The sequence below is a fragment of the Blautia sp. HCP3S3_C4 genome (assembly GCF_052064095.1).
GTDB lineage: Bacteria > Bacillota > Clostridia > Lachnospirales > Lachnospiraceae > Blautia_A.
The window spans coordinates 245,257-261,380 of the sequence record NZ_JBQHWF010000003.1 but is presented as its reverse complement, the minus strand read 5'-3'; the positions used below and the strand labels follow the sequence as shown (position 1 = coordinate 261,380).

Below are 16,124 nucleotides of genomic sequence, written 5' to 3'. Positions count from 1 at the left end.
GAAAAAGGTCCGGTCCTAATCAGACCGGACCCTTCGTTGGAGTCTATTCCTTTACACTTACTGAAAATTAAGCGTTCAGTAATTTACCAAAATGTTTGATTGTACGAACCATCTGGCTTGTGTAAGAGTTCTCATTGTCATACCAGGAAACTACCTGTACTTCTGTTGTGCCATTCTCAAGTGGAAGAACCATTGTCTGAGTAGCATCGAACAGAGAACCAAATCTCATACCAACGATATCGCTGGATACGATTTCATCTTCGTTGTATCCGAAGGATTCGTTAGAAGCTGCTTTCATAGCTGCGTTGATCTGTTCTTTTGTTACATTACCTTCAACAACTGCTGTTAAGATTGTTGTAGAACCTGTTGGGGTAGGAACACGCTGAGCAGATCCGATTAATTTGCCGTTCAGTTCTGGGATAACAAGACCGATAGCTTTAGCAGCACCTGTGCTGTTAGGAACGATGTTAACTGCAGCTGCACGGGATCTTCTCAGATCGCCTTTTCTCTGTGGTCCATCAAGTGTCATCTGATCGCCTGTGTAAGCGTGGATTGTGCACATGATACCAGATTTGATTGCAGCAAGGTCATTTAATGCTTTAGCCATTGGAGCTAAGCAGTTTGTTGTACAAGAAGCTGCGGAAATGATGTGGTCTTCTTTTGTAAGAGTTTCATGGTTTACATTGTAAACGATTGTCTTAAGGTCGTTTCCAGCCGGAGCGGAAATGATAACGTGTTTAGCACCTGCATCGATATGAGCCTGAGCTTTGTCTTTGGATGTGTAGAATCCTGTACACTCAAGAACTACGTCTACGCCGATTTCTCCCCATGGAAGTTCAGCAGCGTTAGCCTTTGCATAAATTTTGATTTCTTTTCCGTCAACTGTGATGGAATCTTCTCCAGCCTGAACTGTGTCTGCAAGAGCATATCTTCCCTGTGTTGAGTCATATTTTAATAAGTGAGCAAGCATTTTAGGAGATGTTAAGTCGTTGATTGCTACGATTTCAAATCCTTCTGCTCCAAACATCTGACGGAATGCAAGACGTCCAATACGTCCAAAACCATTGATTGCAACTTTTACTGCCATGATAAAATTCCTCCTATGAATTAAGTGGTTAATCATAATAATTCTTTTGTTTGTTAAAGAATCATCAACCTATATTGTATTGTACATAATTCCAAACAAAAATTCAAGGGGATTTTATAAAAAACAATTAAAAATAAGTAAAAATTCCCATAACCTATGTTATACTGAATAATATTTTAATATACTATGGTAGATTTTCTCTACTGTTTAACAGGAGGTACAGCATGAAAAAAGGTATATTATGGGACTGTCATATGCATTCTTCTTTTTCTGCAGATTCTGACACTCCAATGGAAAACATGGTTCTGAAAGCCCTTTCTCTTGGGCTGAAGGGTGTCACTTTTACGGAACATCTGGATCCCGATTATCCTTCCACCCCGGAATCTCTTGATTTTTCTCTGGATCTATTTTCCTATAGGAAAGAGCTGCTCCGGCTGCAGGAAATCTATAAGGATAAAATACAGCTTCGTTTCGGCATTGAGCTTGGGCTCCAGCCCCAGCTTGAAAAATATTTCCGCAAGCTGACAAAGGATACGCCCTTTGACTTTGTGATCGGATCCTCCCATGTAGTCCATGGGTATGACCCTTATTATCCTGATTTTTTTGAAGGCCGCAAAGAATTCCGATGTTATATGGAATATTTTGAATCTATCCTGGAGAATCTGTCTGCTTACGATGGTTTTGATGTCTATGGACACCTTGACTATGTTGTCAGATACGGTCCTAATAAAAACCATGAATATTCCTATGGGCGATACAAGGATATCCTGGATGAAATCCTGAAGAAGCTTGTCTCCATGAATAAAGGAATTGAACTGAATGCCGGCGGATACCATTATGGTCTGGGAGAGCCAAATCCCTGCATCGACGTCATTCGCCGATACAGAGAGCTAGGCGGTGAAATCATCACTGTTGGTGCCGATGCCCACACCCCGGATAAAATCGCCTGGGAATTTGTCAAAGCCGCAAACGTATTAAACGACTGCGGATTCCGTTATTATACAATTTTCAAAAACCGTAGTCCTGAATTTCTTCCTCTGTAATTTATTTTTGTACTCTGTCAAGGAATCTGGCAAAAAAGCCTTTTTCTGCATCTTCCTTATCCAGAGACTTTGCATAAATTTTTCTGATCCATTCAGTGAGCGCATCAATGACGATAGGAGAAAATGTCATCAGCAGAAATACAAGAATGATCATTCCAAATTCCAAGGATCCAAGGGTCAGAAGATTCTGCAGGATGACTGCACTTCCGAAAAATATAAACTGCATTCCATATATAATCGTCTTTCTATAGGTATTCAGCGGAGAATATACCGTACGCAGAGCAGACATATAATTCCATCCGGTTACCAGCACACATGCTGTATTAAGCATTACAGTTGAATGATAAACATTCTGGCAGACCAGCATAATGGTAAATACACACCCTGTAATCGTAACTGCAGCAGGAAATGCATTCATAAATACATGTCTCAGGAAGGTATGATCAATCTTATTGTAATTATTCTCCTGCGTCAGCAAAAAGGTAGGAATTCCCACTGCACAGGCACTGATCAGCGACATCTGTATAGGTTCAAATGGATATGCACTTCCAAAAAAGATAGTAATCAGTGCAAGCATTACAGAGAACATTGTCTTGATCAGAAACATGGACGCTGCACTTCGGATATTATTTACTACCCTGCGTCCCTGATTTACAATATGAGGCATGGCCGCAAAATTGGAATCCAACAGTACCACATTGGCAATATTCTTGGCTGCATCACTTCCTGCTGCCATGGCAATACTGCAGTCTGCTTCCTTCAATGCCAGAACATCATTTACACCATCACCGGTCATGGCAACTGTATGCTTCTGGGATTGTAGTGCCTGTACCATCTGCTTTTTCTGTTGAGGAGTAACACGTCCAAAGACACTGTACTCAGCCACAGCCTTCTGCATTTCCTCCGGAGTAGTGATCGTTGTTGCATCAATATAACGATCCCCATTCTTAAGGCCTGCTCTCTTTGCAATTGCAGCTACCGTAACCGGATCATCACCGGAGATCACTTTCAGATCCACACCCTGGCTGTCAAAAAAGGCAAGAGTATCCGGCGCTTCCTGTCTGATCACATCTGTAATAAGAATGAAAGCTATAGGCTGCAGTCCCTCCGGAAGCTTCATTTCCTGTGCCTGTTGTTCGCTGTGAGCCAGCACAAGTACACGCATTCCAGACTGGGCATAGCCGGCACAGGCTGCTGTAAGCTGTTCATTTCCCTCCGGAAACAGGAACTGGACAGCACCCATCAGATAAGTTCCCTGTCCTTCAAAAACAGCACCACTGTATTTCCTGTCCGATGAAAACGGAATAGCATGTACCGGCTTCATATCCTTTCTGACAGGAAAGCGCTGACGCAGAGCATCCGCTGTAGCATTCTGGTCTGTTAATACATTCATCAGATTTCCCATAACATAATCCACATTTTTCAATGCTGCCTGATCTTCTTCGGAAATCTGTTCTGTATTTTCTGTATTTTCTGCAGCTTCCGTCTCTTCTGAAATCCTCTCAGAATTCTCTTCTGTTTTATATAATTTCACACTGTCCACGCACATGGTACCTTCTGTGATGGTTCCTGTTTTGTCCAGACACAAAGTATCTACCCTGGCCAGAGTCTCAATACAATAAAGCTCCTGAACCAGTGTTTTTTTTGTTGCCAGCACCAGAGATCCCAAAGTCAGAGCCACACTGGTAAGAAGCACCAGTCCTTCCGGTATCATACCCAAAACTGCCGCTACCATATTGACCACTGAATCCTTCAGGCTGTCCCCAACAATATAATATTGCTTATAAAACAGTAATGCACCCAAGGGAACAATAATAATACTGATTACCTTCAGAATCGCATTCAGAGAATTACGAAGTTCTGAATTATGGCGTTTAAATTCCTTGGCTTCACTGGTGATCTTCGATGCATAGTTGTCCTTGCCCACATGAATCACCTGGCAACAGGCCTCTCCTGACGTCACAAAGCTGCCTGAATACAGCTCATCTCCTGTATTTTTTAACAGGTTATCTGACTCCCCGGTAAGAAGTGACTCATTTACCTCCAGAGTTCCTTCCAGCATTTTTGCGTCTGCCGGAATCTGATCTCCTGTTTTTAAAAATATCAGATCATCCTGTACCAGCTTCTCTGTAGAAATACTCCACTTTTTGCCATCACGCAGCACCACCGTTTTACTTTCGGTGAGAATCGCCAGCTTGTCAATGGTTTTCTTTGCACGTACCTCCTGAATAATACCGATTACAGTATTGATCAGAATAATTCCCACAAACATGGAATTTTTATACGACCTTACACACAATACCAGCACCAGAAGCACAAGGTTCAAAAAGTTAAAAAAAGTTAAGGTGTTTTCCCTTATGATCTGTTTATATGTTCTGGTATTAGGATTTTCATTGGCATTGACCAGCCCCTGTTCAATTCTTTCCTGTACCTGTTCACTTGTAAGTCCTGTCATTTTTACCTCCAGCCTTATTCTTATATCTTTTATAATAACACAGGGCAGATGATAATAATCACCCGCCCCACTTTTTTCACTCTATATAACGAACAAAATCCTTTTATGGATTCAGGCTGCCGGAAGTTTATCTGATCAATATTCTTCCTCTTCAGCTTCTTCGCCTTCATGAATATCAGATTTCGGTTTTTTCAGGCCCTCAATCTCAATATGATGCTTCTGTGCATAGTCCCACAGTGCAGCATGAATTGCTTCCTCTGCAAGCAGAGAGCAATGAACTTTTACAGGTGGAAGTCCATCCAGAGCTTCCATAACTGCTTTGTTTGTAACCTGCATAGCTTCTTCGATTGTCTTACCCTTTACCATCTCTGTAGCCATACTGCTGGTTGCAACCGCTGCACCGCATCCAAAGGTTTTGAATTTACAGTCTTTGATAATATGTGTTTCATCATCAATATCAAGAAAAATTCTCATGATATCTCCACATTTTGCATTACCTACTGTACCTACACCACTTGCGTCTTCTATTTCTCCAACATTACGGGGATGCTGGAAATGATCCATTACTTTCTCACTATAAGCCATTGTTCTTCCTCCTGACAAGTACTTTTATAATTATTTATGTTTTTTTACAAAATCTTCATATAATGGAGACATATTTCTCAGATGCTCTACGATTTCTTTCAGTCTGTCAATAACAAAATCCACGTCTTCCATGGTTGTCTCTTCGCTGAGTGTCATACGCAGAGAACCATGTGCAATCTCATGAGGCAGGCCAATTGCCAGCAGTACATGGGATGGATCCAGAGATCCTGATGTACATGCAGAGCCGCTGGATGCACAGATGCCGTAATTATCAAGCATCAGAAGCAGGGATTCCCCCTCTACAAACTGAAAGCTCACATTAACATTATTCGGAAGTCTCTTTACACGATCTCCGTTTACCTTTACATACGGAATTTCCGTTTCAATCCTCTGGATCATATGATCTCTGATCTGAATTTCCTTATCTGTACGTTCTTTCATGGATGCATTTGCTCTGGCAGCAGCTGCACCATAACCTACGATTCCCGGAACATTCTCTGTACCTGCACGACGCTTACGTTCCTGTGCTCCGCCATGTACAAAGGAACGGATTTTCACACCCTTGCGGATATAGAGGAAACCGATTCCTTTTGGTCCGTTGATCTTATGTCCGCTGGAGCTTAACATATCAATGTTACACTCATCCACATTGATCGGAACCTGGCAGAATGCCTGAACTGCATCTGTATGGAAAAGAATTCCGTGTTCCTTTGCAATACGGCCAATCTCTTTGATCGGCTGGATAGTTCCGATCTCGTTGTTTGCAAACATCACAGAAATCAGAATTGTCTCCGGTGTGATTGCTTTTTCAAGCTCATCAAGCTTTACAACACCATTCTCATCAACATCCAGATATGTGATCTTTGCTCCACGTTCTTTTTCCAGATACTCGCAGGTATGCAGGATAGCATGATGCTCAATCTTAGTTGTGATAATGTGATTTCCCTTGGATTTATATGCTTCAAAAGCAGCTTTCAGTGCCCAGTTGTCAGACTCTGAACCTCCTGCCGTAAAATAGATTTCCTCTTTTTTTGCACCAAGAACCTCTGCAATCTGTTCTCTTCCTCTGGTAATAGCTTCTTTACTCTTTCCGGCAAAATCGTAGATGCTGGATGGGTTTCCGTAATATTCTGAAAAATACGGCATCATTGCCTGAACAACTTCAGGCGCTGTCTTTGTTGTCGCAGCATTATCCAGATAGATCATTTTTCCCATTTTCTTATCCTCCTGATTTATTCATAGTATATTCGTAACTGTAAAGTATCTTCACTGTTACGAATCCTTTACCCTTTTTTCTCATGTGCTATTCGGCTTTCTTCGATCAGTTCGCCAAGCATCAGAGTATCTACTGCATTTGTAATACTGTCATTAATTCTCTTCCAGACATTCTTTGCCACACATACATCACTTCCGTGGCAGGTTCCGTCATTCTCAATCCCCGGGCAGACCGCAGCCTCCAGACCACCTTCCAGTACACGAAGAATATCACCTACTGAGATTTCCTCTGCCGGTCTGCCAAGGCGGTAACCTCCATATGCTCCTCTGCTGCTTGTCACAAGCCCCGCTTTTTTCAGCATGGCCATGAGCTGCTCCAGATAGCTTACAGATATGTCCTGTCTTTCTGCAATACTCTGTAATGACACGGTTTCATTTTCACTGTGCAGTCCCAGATCTATTAACGCTTTCAAGCCATATCTGGCTCTTGTTGACAGTTTCATTTTTTCACCTCATTTAATTCCCAGTGTTTCCCTCGGATTTCATGATTACTTTATCAAAAACAAATTGTTCTGTCAAGGCTGTTTTTCACATATATTGACAAAAAAAGGAATTGTTCCTGAATATGTCCAAAAAGCTCTTTATCCGAGGAACCCTGCTACTTACCTTCAGTGGATTACTGAGCAGGCTGGCAGGCTTCTTTTACAGAATATTCCTTTCCCATACCATTGGTGCGCAGGGGCTGGGAATTTTTCAGCTTACAGTTCCCCTGCAGCTTCTGTTTATGTCCCTGTGTGCTTCCGGAATCCAGACAGGAATTTCCCGTCTTACCGCTTCTGCCAAAGCACAAAATCACAGCCATCAAAAAGGAGACTACTTTGTCTGCGGTGCAGTTTTTTCTGTTGTGCTGTCTGTTATTCTGGCCTGTCAGCTCTGTTTCTTCGGAGATTTCTGGGCAAAAGAAATATTAAAAGAACCTGAGACTCTCGGCCTGCTTCGGCTGCTTGCTTTTTCCCTTCCTCCGGCCACTCTTCATGTCTGCATAAACAGCTATTATTTCGGTATTAAAAAAGCCGGGATTCCATCTGCCATCCAGCTCCTGGAACAGTTTTCCAGAATTGGCGGCTGTTATCTCATATATTGGATCCTTCTCTCACAGAACCGTCCTGTAACCCCGCTGATTGCAGCCGGCGGAAACCTGATCGGAGAAGCTGTGGCCGCATTTCTCTCATTATTTCTTATCAGTATGCATTTTCACCTTAATAAATATACTTTTTTCTGCCAATCCCAAAAAGCAGGTCTGCTGTTGAAGAAATTTTTTAATACTTTAAAAAAACTTTTTCCCATATCTGTTCCCCTTACCCTAAACAAAGTTCTGCTCACAGTCCTTGCAGGCATAGAGGTTCTGTTAATTCCTGACAGGCTGCGTTTATCCGGTTTAAGCAGATCCGGTTCTCTTGAAATATATGGAATTTTTACAGGTATGGCACTGCCACTGATTTTATTTCCCTCTACCCTTACAAACTCCGTATCTGTAATGCTGCTGCCCTCCATTGCCGAACTTCAGGCACTGGGCTGTCAAAAGCGGATCCGTTATGTAATCCGCCGTATCCTTGGATGCTGTACAGTACTGGGAATCGGATGTATGTTTCTGTTTTTTATTATGGGGCAATTTTTAGGAATTTTTTTATTTCACAACACCACCGCCGGCATCTGCATTCAGGCTCTGTCCTTTGTCTGCCCTTTTTTGTACCTGAACGCAACGCTCACCAGCATTCTGAACGGTCTGGGAAAATCCGGTCTCTGCCTGCTCTACAGCAGTATCAGTATTTGCATTCGCGTTACCTTTGTTCTGCTTGTCATACCCCTTCTTGGAATCCGGGGATATTTCTGCGGACTTCTTTTAAGTGAAATGCTTCTGACTATTTTACTTTTGGTATCGACATTCCGGACGTAATGGTTTATACTTCTGAATGCCGACAAAAGATTTAAAGGAGATACAAACCATGGGATTCGATTTCATAAAAAAATTACCAACTCCTGAAGAAATCCGCAATCAATTTCCTATTGATGCAGAACTTCAGGCAATCAAAGATGCCCGCGACAAAGAACTTAAAGATGTTTTTACAGGCAAATCTGATAAATTTCTCGCAATCATTGGTCCATGTTCCGCAGACAATGAAGATGCAGTGCTGGACTATCTGACCAGACTTCGCAAAGTCCAGGAGAAAATTGCTGATAAAGTTATCATTGTGCCCCGCGTCTATACCAATAAGCCGCGTACCACAGGCGAAGGATACAAAGGTATGGTACATCAGCCAGATCCGGAAAAACAGCCAAATCTCCTTGCAGGTCTTATTGCGATCCGCAAAATGCATATCCACGCTATTCGGACCAGTGGAATGACCTGCGCAGACGAAATGTTATACCCTGAGAATTACCGTTATCTTTCAGACCTTCTTTCCTATGTTGCTGTAGGTGCACGTTCCGTAGAGGATCAGCAGCACCGCCTGACTGTCAGCGGCATGGAAGTCCCTGCAGGTATGAAAAATCCTACAAGCGGCGATTTATCTGTTATGCTCAACTCTGTGGTAGCAGCACAGGGTGGACATCGTTTTATTTACAGAAGCTGGGAAGTGGAAACCACAGGCAATGAACTTGCTCATACCATTCTCCGGGGTGCAGTCAATAAACACGGAGAAGCTATTCCCAATTATCATTACGAAGACCTCCGACTCCTCCTGGAAAAATATCAGCAGAAAAACCTGAAAAACCCTGCAGTAATCGTAGATACCAATCATTCCAATTCCAACAAGCAGTATGAGCAGCAGGTACGAATTGCAAAAGAGGTTCTTCACAGCCGTCTCGTTGACCCGGAAATCCATACTCTGGTAAAAGGACTTATGATTGAAAGCTATATCGAACCAGGCAACCAGAAGATCGGCTGCAATCACATATATGGCAAATCTATTACCGATCCTTGTCTGGGATGGGAAGAATCAGAAAAACTTCTGTATACTATCGCAGAAATGTGCTGATTCAAAAAAAGATCCACCAGTTAACCTGGCGGATCTTTTTTAATGACGGGGATGAGATTTCATATATACATCCCGCATTTTATTTACACTCATTCCCAGATAAATCTGGGTCGTAGAAATATCCGAATGTCCCAGCATTTCCTGCACACTGCGGATATCAGCACCATTTTGAAGCATATGAACTGCAAAAGAATGTCTCAATGTATGGGGAGTAATATCCCCCCTAATCCCTGCAGCATCTGCATACCCCTTCAGTACCTTCCAGAATCCCTGTCTGCTCATCGTTTTACCTGAACAATTGGTAAACAAAGCTGTTTCTTCTTTGTTCTCAACGAAGGCAGGTCTGGACACTGCCATATATTTCTCCAGTGCCTTTTTGCAGGGAATTCCTATGGGTATAATTCTCTCTTTTTCATGATCATGACAAATCACATAGCCCAGCTGCAGGTTTACATCCGAAATCTGCAAATGAAGCATCTCACTCACTCTCATTCCTGTGGCATATAAAAGTTCCAGCATCGCACTGTCTCTGATGCCTTTTACATTTTCACGGTCAGGCTTCTGCAATAATCTGTCTACTTCCTCCACAGTAAGAATCTCCGGTGCCTTTTTTTCTACCTTTGGAGGTTTCAGATTCTCTGCCGGATCGCTGGTGATCACTCCTTCTTTCCAGAGAAATTGAAAAAATGCCCTGATGGATGCCACACTTCTGGATATAGAGGAGGCTGCAAATTTCTCCCTCTCCATATAGCTTATATATCCTTCCAGTTCCAGCTCTTTTACCTCTGACACAGACATAACGCCACGATTTTTCAGAAAATCCCACATTTTTTTCAGATCACGCTGATAAGACATTTCTGTATTTATTGATGTTTTCTTTATATCATGCAAATATGCAATAAATTCTCTAATTTCCAGTTCCATAGTATGCTACTTCCCGCTCCTGGTTTTGTTTCTCAATATTGCATATGTATTATACTGTTAATTTGACATAAAATCAAACCTTTTTTTATTCCGAAATCCAGTAAAATCAAGGCTTTTCGGGGAATTCTACCACATATCGTATATTTTATGACAACCCGCACAAAATATTGTAATTTTTTTATATCTGACGAATATTGCCTGATTCCTGTGATTATTTCAGATAATCCAGAATTTTTTCTGCGATCCAGGGATTCAGATAACATTCTGCCAGAATTCCTCCGGACAGAAGCAGTACAGATATGCCTGTTTTTCCCAAATAACGTCTTTTGTTCACAGGAAATAATTCTCTGTGTTTCCAGATGTCCATGGACTGTTCCCATATCTGTTCCATCAAAAAAATCCATCCCGGAACATATAAAAGATATTGTGGGAACAGAAGCCCTGTTCCGATCAGACCACCCAGTAATCCAAACTCCAGAATCGAGACAGCAATCACCATCCCCATTCGGCATCCCAGGATCAGAATCCCTGTCACTGCCAATGGTGCCCCAAAAACAGAAAATCCACAAATCATACATAAACCCCAAAGGCTTCCCCTGAGCTTTATAATCTCTTTCAGATATTCTACCTCTGACACACTTCCTGATGCAGTGAATGATGTCAGATAATAGATTGCTTCCAGAGTTCCCTGATGCCACTCTGTTTTCCAGATCAGATTAGGTATAAAACTGCCCAGCAGAAAACCACACATATACAAGACCAGTCCCGGAAATCTCTTTTTTTCTTCCATAACTTCACCCTGTACCAGTCTACTCCCTGCTCAGGAAAATTATGCGTGGCATCTGTTATTTTCCAAACCATCTGTCATCAGATTCACACAGCACAATAAAAGCCCTGCAGACTGTTTTCACACAATCTGCAGGGCTTATATCTGCAAAGAACTATTTATTTAGCGTAGTCTATGGCTCTGCTTTCGCGGATTACATTGACTTTAATCTGACCAGGATATTCAAGCTCTGATTCAATCTGTTTCGCAATATCATGTGCCAAAAGAACCATATCTGCATCGTTTACATGTTCCGGTACAACCATTACACGTATCTCTCTGCCTGCCTGAATAGCAAAAGATTTATCAACGCCCTTGAACTGGTTTGTAATATCCTCCAACTGCTGCAGACGGTTTGTATATGTCTCCAGCGTCTCACGTCTTGCACCAGGTCTGGCTGCTGAAATAGCATCCGCTGCCTGTACAATACATGCAATCAGTGATTCCGGTTCTACATCTCCATGATGGGATGCAACTGTATTGATGACAATGGGGGATTCCTTATATTTCTTACAAAGATCCACACCGATCTGAATATGTGAGCCTTCCACTTCATGGTCAATCGACTTACCGATATCATGAAGAAGACCTGCACGTTTTGCCATCCGGACATCCACTCCAACCTCTCCTGCCAGCATTCCTGACAGCTGTGCTACTTCAATGGAATGCTTAAGTGCATTCTGACCATAGCTTGACCGGAATTTCATTCGTCCCAGAAGCTTCAGCAATTCCGGATGAACACCATGAACTCCCACATCCATTGCAGCAGTTTCACCGTCTTCACGAATCTGGGTTTCTACTTCCTTCTGCGCCTTCTCAACCATTTCCTCGATTCTGGCCGGATGAATTCTGCCATCTACGATCAGCTTCTCTAAAGCTACTCTGGCCACTTCACGCCGAATCGGGTCAAAGGCTGACAACACAACTGCCTCCGGTGTATCATCGATAATAAGATCCACCCCTGTCAAAGTCTCCAGTGTACGGATGTTTCGACCTTCACGTCCGATGATTCTGCCCTTCATCTCATCACTTGGAAGCTGCACTACAGAAATAGTAGTCTCGGAGACATGATCCACTGCACACTTCTGAATGGCATTTACCACATACTCCTTGGCTTTCTTTCCTGCTTCTTCCTTTGCTCTGCCTTCCAATTCTCTGTAAAGCTTGGCTACATCTACTTTTACATCATCTTCAACAGATTTGAGCAGTTCCTCTTTTGCCTGTTCGGAGGTCAGACCTGAAACTCGTTCCAGTTCCTGTACTCCTTTTTGCTCAAGTTCTTCTACTCGTTTCTCTTTTTTCTGCACCTCAGCTGCTCTCGCTGTGCATTCCGCTTCACGCTTCTCCACTGCATCTGCTTTTTTGTCCACCGCAGATTCCTTAGCTAATACACGGTTTTCATACTTCTGCAGTTCGTTTCTTCGTTCCTTGGTTTCTTTCTCCAGTTCATTTTTAGTACGGAGAGATTCTTCCTTCACTTCCAATAAAGCTTCTCTTTTTTTAGTTTCTGCTGTTTTCAGAGCTTCATCTATGATGCTTCTTGCTTTGTCTTCTGCTGTTCCAACTGTTTCAGCATCCTTCTGAATTTTGTTGTTCACAGCAATTTTGCAAGTAACAGGAACCGCAATAAGTAGCGCGACTACCACAGCGACAATTGCAACAATAATTGTTGTTGTCACAGGAGCACCTCCTTATTTAGTTTTCATTGTACAAATACAACAATACAAGTTTATCTTTTTTTGATACTTATGTCAAGTTTTTCAGAAAATTTCTGCTAAATTTTATCTCCAGTTCCTCCAAAACATGCGATATATCAGAACCCTGAAAGCCCCGACGTATAAGATAACCATAAAGGCGGCGCATTTCCCTCTCATTCAGCTCTGAACCAGGGGCAATTTTTTTCTCCACTGTTTTTATTAAAAGCATATGCTCATCCGGTGCATTAAGAGCTGCCTCCGCTTCCCAGGCAGCCACAGCAATGTCTCTGTCTACTCCTTTTCCTATCAGTTCCTGCAGAATCTTCTGACGGCTCTTGCTATCCATCCGATATGCTATATAGGTTCTGGCATAGCGTTCATCGTTAATATATCCATAGGATTTCACATACTCCATAGCAGCCTCAATGGCCGTCTGTGAAAATCCATTCTGCCCCAGCCTGTCCCGCAGCCCCTTTTCTGTACGGTCCATATGCTCCAGAAGCTGCATTGCTTTACGTGTCGCTTTTTTATGTTCCTCTTCCAAAAGCTCCATGCTTATTCCTCAGTTTCCCCAACCGGGTCTGACTGGGCTTCCGCATTTTCCCCCGGAAGCAGATTATAATGGATCCTGACCTGCTTTTCAATTTCATCGCAGATATCTGTATGCTCCTTCAGGAATATCTTGGCATTCTCACGTCCCTGTCCGATCTTGTCACCATTATATGCATACCATGCACCACTTTTATTTACAATTCCGCAGTCAGCTGCCAGATCCAGGATATCTCCCTCTTTAGAAATACCTGTTCCAAACATAATATCAAATTCTGCCTGCTTAAAAGGTGGCGCCACCTTATTCTTCACTACCTTAATCCTGGTATGATTACCAACCATCTCGCCGCCCTGTTTCAGTGTCTCAACTCTGCGGACATCCAGACGGATAGAAGAATAAAATTTCAGCGCGCGACCGCCGGTAGTAGTCTCCGGATTACCGAACATAACCCCAACCTTTTCACGAAGCTGATTAATAAAAATAACCACGCAGTTGGATTTACTGATAACTGCAGTAAGCTTACGGAGAGCCTGTGACATCAGTCTGGCTTGCAGACCTACATGACTGTCACCCATGTCTCCATCTATCTCTGCCTTTGGAACCAGTGCAGCTACAGAATCCACAATTACAATATCCACTGCACCTGATCGTACCATAGTCTCTGTGATCTCCAATGCCTGTTCTCCGTTATCCGGCTGTGATATGTATAAATTGTCAATATCCACACCAATATTCTTGGCATATACCGGGTCCAGAGCATGCTCAGCATCAATAAATCCAGCAATTCCGCCTCTCTTTTGGACCTCTGCCACCATATGCAGGGCAACTGTAGTCTTACCACTGGACTCCGGTCCATAAATCTCTATAATACGTCCCTTAGGCACACCACCTACTCCTAATGCAATATCAAGGCTTAAGGAGCCTGTGGGAACAGTTTCGACCTGCATATTTGCCCCGGATTCTCCCAGCTTCATCACTGATCCCTTACCATACTGCTTTTCAATATGTCCAAGCGCTGCCTCCAGCGCTTTCTGCTTTTCTTCATTAATCATCTATTTGATCTCCTTGAGCGTATTTCGAACCTATGTTCGTATTCCTGTTAATATAGTATTATACTTTTTCCAGTCTGTCAAGCATTTCCTTCTGACAATATCCGATAAAAGAAACAGGAAACATGTTTCTATCCACACATTTCCTGTTTTATCTTTCAGTATCGCTCTTTTTTATTTTTCTCCGATCAGCCAGTTATACATTTCTTCATACTGACATGCAGAATTATTCCATGAGAAATCTGTTGCCATAGCACGGTCAACCATCTTGTTCCATTCCCGCTTTTTGTCGTAGAAAATACGTTCTGCATTCCGGACTGTATTCAACATCTCATGAGCATTATAATTGCGGAAAGAAAATCCTGTTCCAGTTCCCTCATACTCATTGTATGGTTCCACCGTATCTTTCAGGCCGCCGGTCTCACGAACGATAGGAAGCGTACCATATCGAAGACTGATCAGCTGGCTTAAGCCACATGGTTCAAACAATGACGGCATAAGGAACGCATCAGACGCTGCATAAATTCGATGCGAAAGTGCTTCATCATAATAAATCTGTGCAGATACCTTGCCATGATATTTCCAGTCAAAATGACGGAACATGTTTTCATATCTCTCATCACCGGTTCCCAGTGCCACAATCTGAACTGCATCCTGGCAGAGCTCATCCATCACATAAGCGATCAGGTCAAATCCCTTCTGATCTGTAAGACGGGAAACGATTCCGATCATCATTGCTTTCGGATTCTCCTCCAGTCCCAGTTCTCTCTGGAGCTGAATCTTATTCTTCACTTTTTCCTTACGGAAGGTTGTGGCATTATAATTCTGTGCAATACAGGAATCTGTCTCCGGATTGAAAATATCGTAATCAATTCCGTTTACAATACCTCTGAGACTGTTGGCACGGGCACACATCAGTCCGTCCAGACGTTCTCCGTAGAACGGTGTCTTGATTTCCTCAGCATAAGTGTTGCTGACTGTAGTCACCGCATCTGCAAATACAATACCGCCCTTCAGGAAATTGGCATCCTTATAAGCTTCCAGCTTATCTGCTGCAAAGTAATAATCAGAAAGGCCTGTGATATCCTGTACAGTCTTAACATCCCAAACACCCTGGAATTTCAGGTTATGTATGGTCATAACAGTTTTTATATTCCAGAAAAACTCATTCTGCTGGAAGCTGTCATGAAGATATACAGGAACCAGTCCTGTCTGCCAGTCATGACAGTGAATCACATCCGGCCGGAAGCCAATCACCGGAAGAACTGATAAAACTGCCTTGGAGAAAAAAGCAAATTTCTCCAAATCCCACGGTGCACCGTCGTAAGGTTTCGGACCGCTGAAATAGTATTCATTATCTATGAAATAAAACTGAATCCCCTCATATTCCATATGCATAATTCCTACATAGCAGTTCTTATACCCCAGATCCATGTAGAAATGTGTGACATAATCCATTTTATCTTTCCATTCCTGCTTCATACAGGCATATTTCGGTAAAATCACACGTACATCAAAATATTTTTTGTCAAAACATTTCGGCAGCGCACCTGCTACATCGGCAAGTCCTCCCGTTTTAATAAACGGCACTGCTTCAGATGTTGCAAATAAGATATTTTTCATGCGTATACCCCTCCTTGGTAGCCTTTGTTAAA

General features: G+C 42.6%; 14 protein-coding genes. 3 read left to right on the top strand and 11 right to left on the bottom strand.

Features of this window, described 5'->3' with window-relative positions:
- Positions 1-67 precede the first annotated feature (67 nt).
- Complete coding sequence (gap, locus tag ACTNC6_RS04850) at positions 68-1,087, bottom strand: type I glyceraldehyde-3-phosphate dehydrogenase (RefSeq protein WP_441033035.1); 1,020 nt, start codon at positions 1,085-1,087, stop codon at positions 68-70.
- Positions 1,088-1,311: 224 nt separating this feature from the next.
- On the opposite strand from gap, the gene ACTNC6_RS04845 reads away from it, so the two are divergent.
- Entirely contained in the window at positions 1,312-2,130 is an 819-nt protein-coding gene (locus ACTNC6_RS04845; protein ID WP_441033032.1) for a histidinol-phosphatase HisJ family protein, read from the top strand.
- Between the two features lies 1 nt (position 2,131).
- Here ACTNC6_RS04845 and ACTNC6_RS04840 read toward each other — a convergent pair whose 3' ends face one another.
- The 4 genes from ACTNC6_RS04840 to ACTNC6_RS04825 all read right to left on the bottom strand — a co-directional run bounded on the left by ACTNC6_RS04840 (position 2,132) and on the right by ACTNC6_RS04825 (position 6,888).
- Positions 2,132-4,585, bottom strand: coding sequence for a cation-translocating P-type ATPase (locus ACTNC6_RS04840; RefSeq protein ID WP_441043336.1), 2,454 nt, complete (start codon positions 4,583-4,585; stop codon positions 2,132-2,134).
- A gap of 135 nt (positions 4,586-4,720) precedes the next feature.
- The gene (gene nifU / locus ACTNC6_RS04835) at positions 4,721-5,170 is read right to left on the bottom strand and encodes a Fe-S cluster assembly scaffold protein NifU (protein WP_019162310.1); all 450 of its coding nucleotides are present in this window, start codon (positions 5,168-5,170) and stop codon (positions 4,721-4,723) included.
- A 30-nt stretch (positions 5,171-5,200) separates the two neighbouring features.
- A complete protein-coding gene (nifS, locus tag ACTNC6_RS04830; protein WP_441033025.1) occupies positions 5,201-6,385 on the bottom strand; it encodes a cysteine desulfurase NifS in 1,185 nt (394 codons plus the stop codon).
- Between the two features lie 68 nt (positions 6,386-6,453).
- Complete coding sequence (locus ACTNC6_RS04825; protein ID WP_173742937.1) at positions 6,454-6,888, bottom strand: RrF2 family transcriptional regulator; 435 nt, start codon at positions 6,886-6,888, stop codon at positions 6,454-6,456.
- A gap of 122 nt (positions 6,889-7,010) precedes the next feature.
- Here ACTNC6_RS04825 and ACTNC6_RS04820 point away from each other — a divergent pair, with 122 nt between their 5' ends.
- Both ACTNC6_RS04820 and ACTNC6_RS04815 read left to right on the top strand, forming a co-directional pair.
- The gene (locus tag ACTNC6_RS04820) at positions 7,011-8,342 is read left to right on the top strand and encodes an oligosaccharide flippase family protein (protein ID WP_441043335.1); all 1,332 of its coding nucleotides are present in this window, start codon (positions 7,011-7,013) and stop codon (positions 8,340-8,342) included.
- A 16-nt stretch (positions 8,343-8,358) separates the two neighbouring features.
- Positions 8,359-9,423 (top strand): 3-deoxy-7-phosphoheptulonate synthase, encoded by a 1,065-nt coding sequence (locus tag ACTNC6_RS04815; protein WP_433844951.1) that lies wholly within the window; start codon positions 8,359-8,361, stop codon positions 9,421-9,423.
- Between the two features lie 39 nt (positions 9,424-9,462).
- Here the strand turns inward: ACTNC6_RS04815 and xerD are convergent, their stop codons facing one another.
- The 6 genes from xerD to glgA form a co-directional block, all read right to left on the bottom strand.
- Positions 9,463-10,347, bottom strand: coding sequence for a site-specific tyrosine recombinase XerD (gene xerD, locus ACTNC6_RS04810; RefSeq protein WP_441033018.1), 885 nt, complete (start codon positions 10,345-10,347; stop codon positions 9,463-9,465).
- Between the two features lie 211 nt (positions 10,348-10,558).
- On the bottom strand, positions 10,559-11,137 hold the full coding sequence (locus ACTNC6_RS04805) for a hypothetical protein (protein WP_441043334.1): 579 nt from the start codon (positions 11,135-11,137) through the stop codon (positions 10,559-10,561).
- Positions 11,138-11,292: 155 nt separating this feature from the next.
- On the bottom strand, positions 11,293-12,852 hold the full coding sequence (rny, locus tag ACTNC6_RS04800) for a ribonuclease Y (protein WP_441033013.1): 1,560 nt from the start codon (positions 12,850-12,852) through the stop codon (positions 11,293-11,295).
- Positions 12,853-12,919: 67 nt separating this feature from the next.
- Positions 12,920-13,423, bottom strand: a complete 504-nt coding sequence (locus ACTNC6_RS04795) for a regulatory protein RecX (RefSeq protein ID WP_441033010.1) — start codon at positions 13,421-13,423, stop codon at positions 12,920-12,922.
- A 2-nt stretch (positions 13,424-13,425) separates the two neighbouring features.
- The gene (gene recA, locus ACTNC6_RS04790) at positions 13,426-14,472 is read right to left on the bottom strand and encodes a recombinase RecA (protein WP_303242028.1); all 1,047 of its coding nucleotides are present in this window, start codon (positions 14,470-14,472) and stop codon (positions 13,426-13,428) included.
- A gap of 171 nt (positions 14,473-14,643) precedes the next feature.
- Positions 14,644-16,092 carry a glycogen synthase GlgA gene (gene glgA / locus ACTNC6_RS04785; RefSeq protein WP_441043333.1) on the bottom strand — a complete coding sequence of 483 codons (1,449 nt, stop codon included), beginning with the start codon at positions 16,090-16,092 and terminating at the stop codon, positions 14,644-14,646.
- Positions 16,093-16,124 lie beyond the last annotated feature (32 nt).

Excerpts from the sequence above, each read along its gene's own strand:
- nifS (WP_441033025.1), bottom strand. The coding sequence starts at position 6,385 with ATGGGAAAAATGATCTATCTGGATAATGCTGCGACAACAAAGACAGCG.
- ACTNC6_RS04840 (WP_441043336.1), bottom strand. The coding sequence starts at position 4,585 with ATGACAGGACTTACAAGTGAACAGGTACAGGAAAGAATTGAACAGGGG.
- ACTNC6_RS04820 (WP_441043335.1), top strand. The coding sequence starts at position 7,011 with ATGTCCAAAAAGCTCTTTATCCGAGGAACCCTGCTACTTACCTTCAGT.
- xerD (WP_441033018.1), bottom strand. The coding sequence starts at position 10,347 with ATGGAACTGGAAATTAGAGAATTTATTGCATATTTGCATGATATAAAG.
- ACTNC6_RS04815 (WP_433844951.1), top strand. The coding sequence starts at position 8,359 with ATGCCGACAAAAGATTTAAAGGAGATACAAACCATGGGATTCGATTTC.
- ACTNC6_RS04805 (WP_441043334.1), bottom strand. The coding sequence starts at position 11,137 with ATGGAAGAAAAAAAGAGATTTCCGGGACTGGTCTTGTATATGTGTGGT.
- glgA (WP_441043333.1), bottom strand. The coding sequence starts at position 16,092 with ATGAAAAATATCTTATTTGCAACATCTGAAGCAGTGCCGTTTATTAAA.
- ACTNC6_RS04795 (WP_441033010.1), bottom strand. The coding sequence starts at position 13,423 with ATGGAGCTTTTGGAAGAGGAACATAAAAAAGCGACACGTAAAGCAATG.
- ACTNC6_RS04825 (WP_173742937.1), bottom strand. The coding sequence starts at position 6,888 with ATGAAACTGTCAACAAGAGCCAGATATGGCTTGAAAGCGTTAATAGAT.
- ACTNC6_RS04845 (WP_441033032.1), top strand. The coding sequence starts at position 1,312 with ATGAAAAAAGGTATATTATGGGACTGTCATATGCATTCTTCTTTTTCT.
- nifU (WP_019162310.1), bottom strand. The coding sequence starts at position 5,170 with ATGGCTTATAGTGAGAAAGTAATGGATCATTTCCAGCATCCCCGTAAT.
- gap (WP_441033035.1), bottom strand. The coding sequence starts at position 1,087 with ATGGCAGTAAAAGTTGCAATCAATGGTTTTGGACGTATTGGACGTCTT.
- recA (WP_303242028.1), bottom strand. The coding sequence starts at position 14,472 with ATGATTAATGAAGAAAAGCAGAAAGCGCTGGAGGCAGCGCTTGGACAT.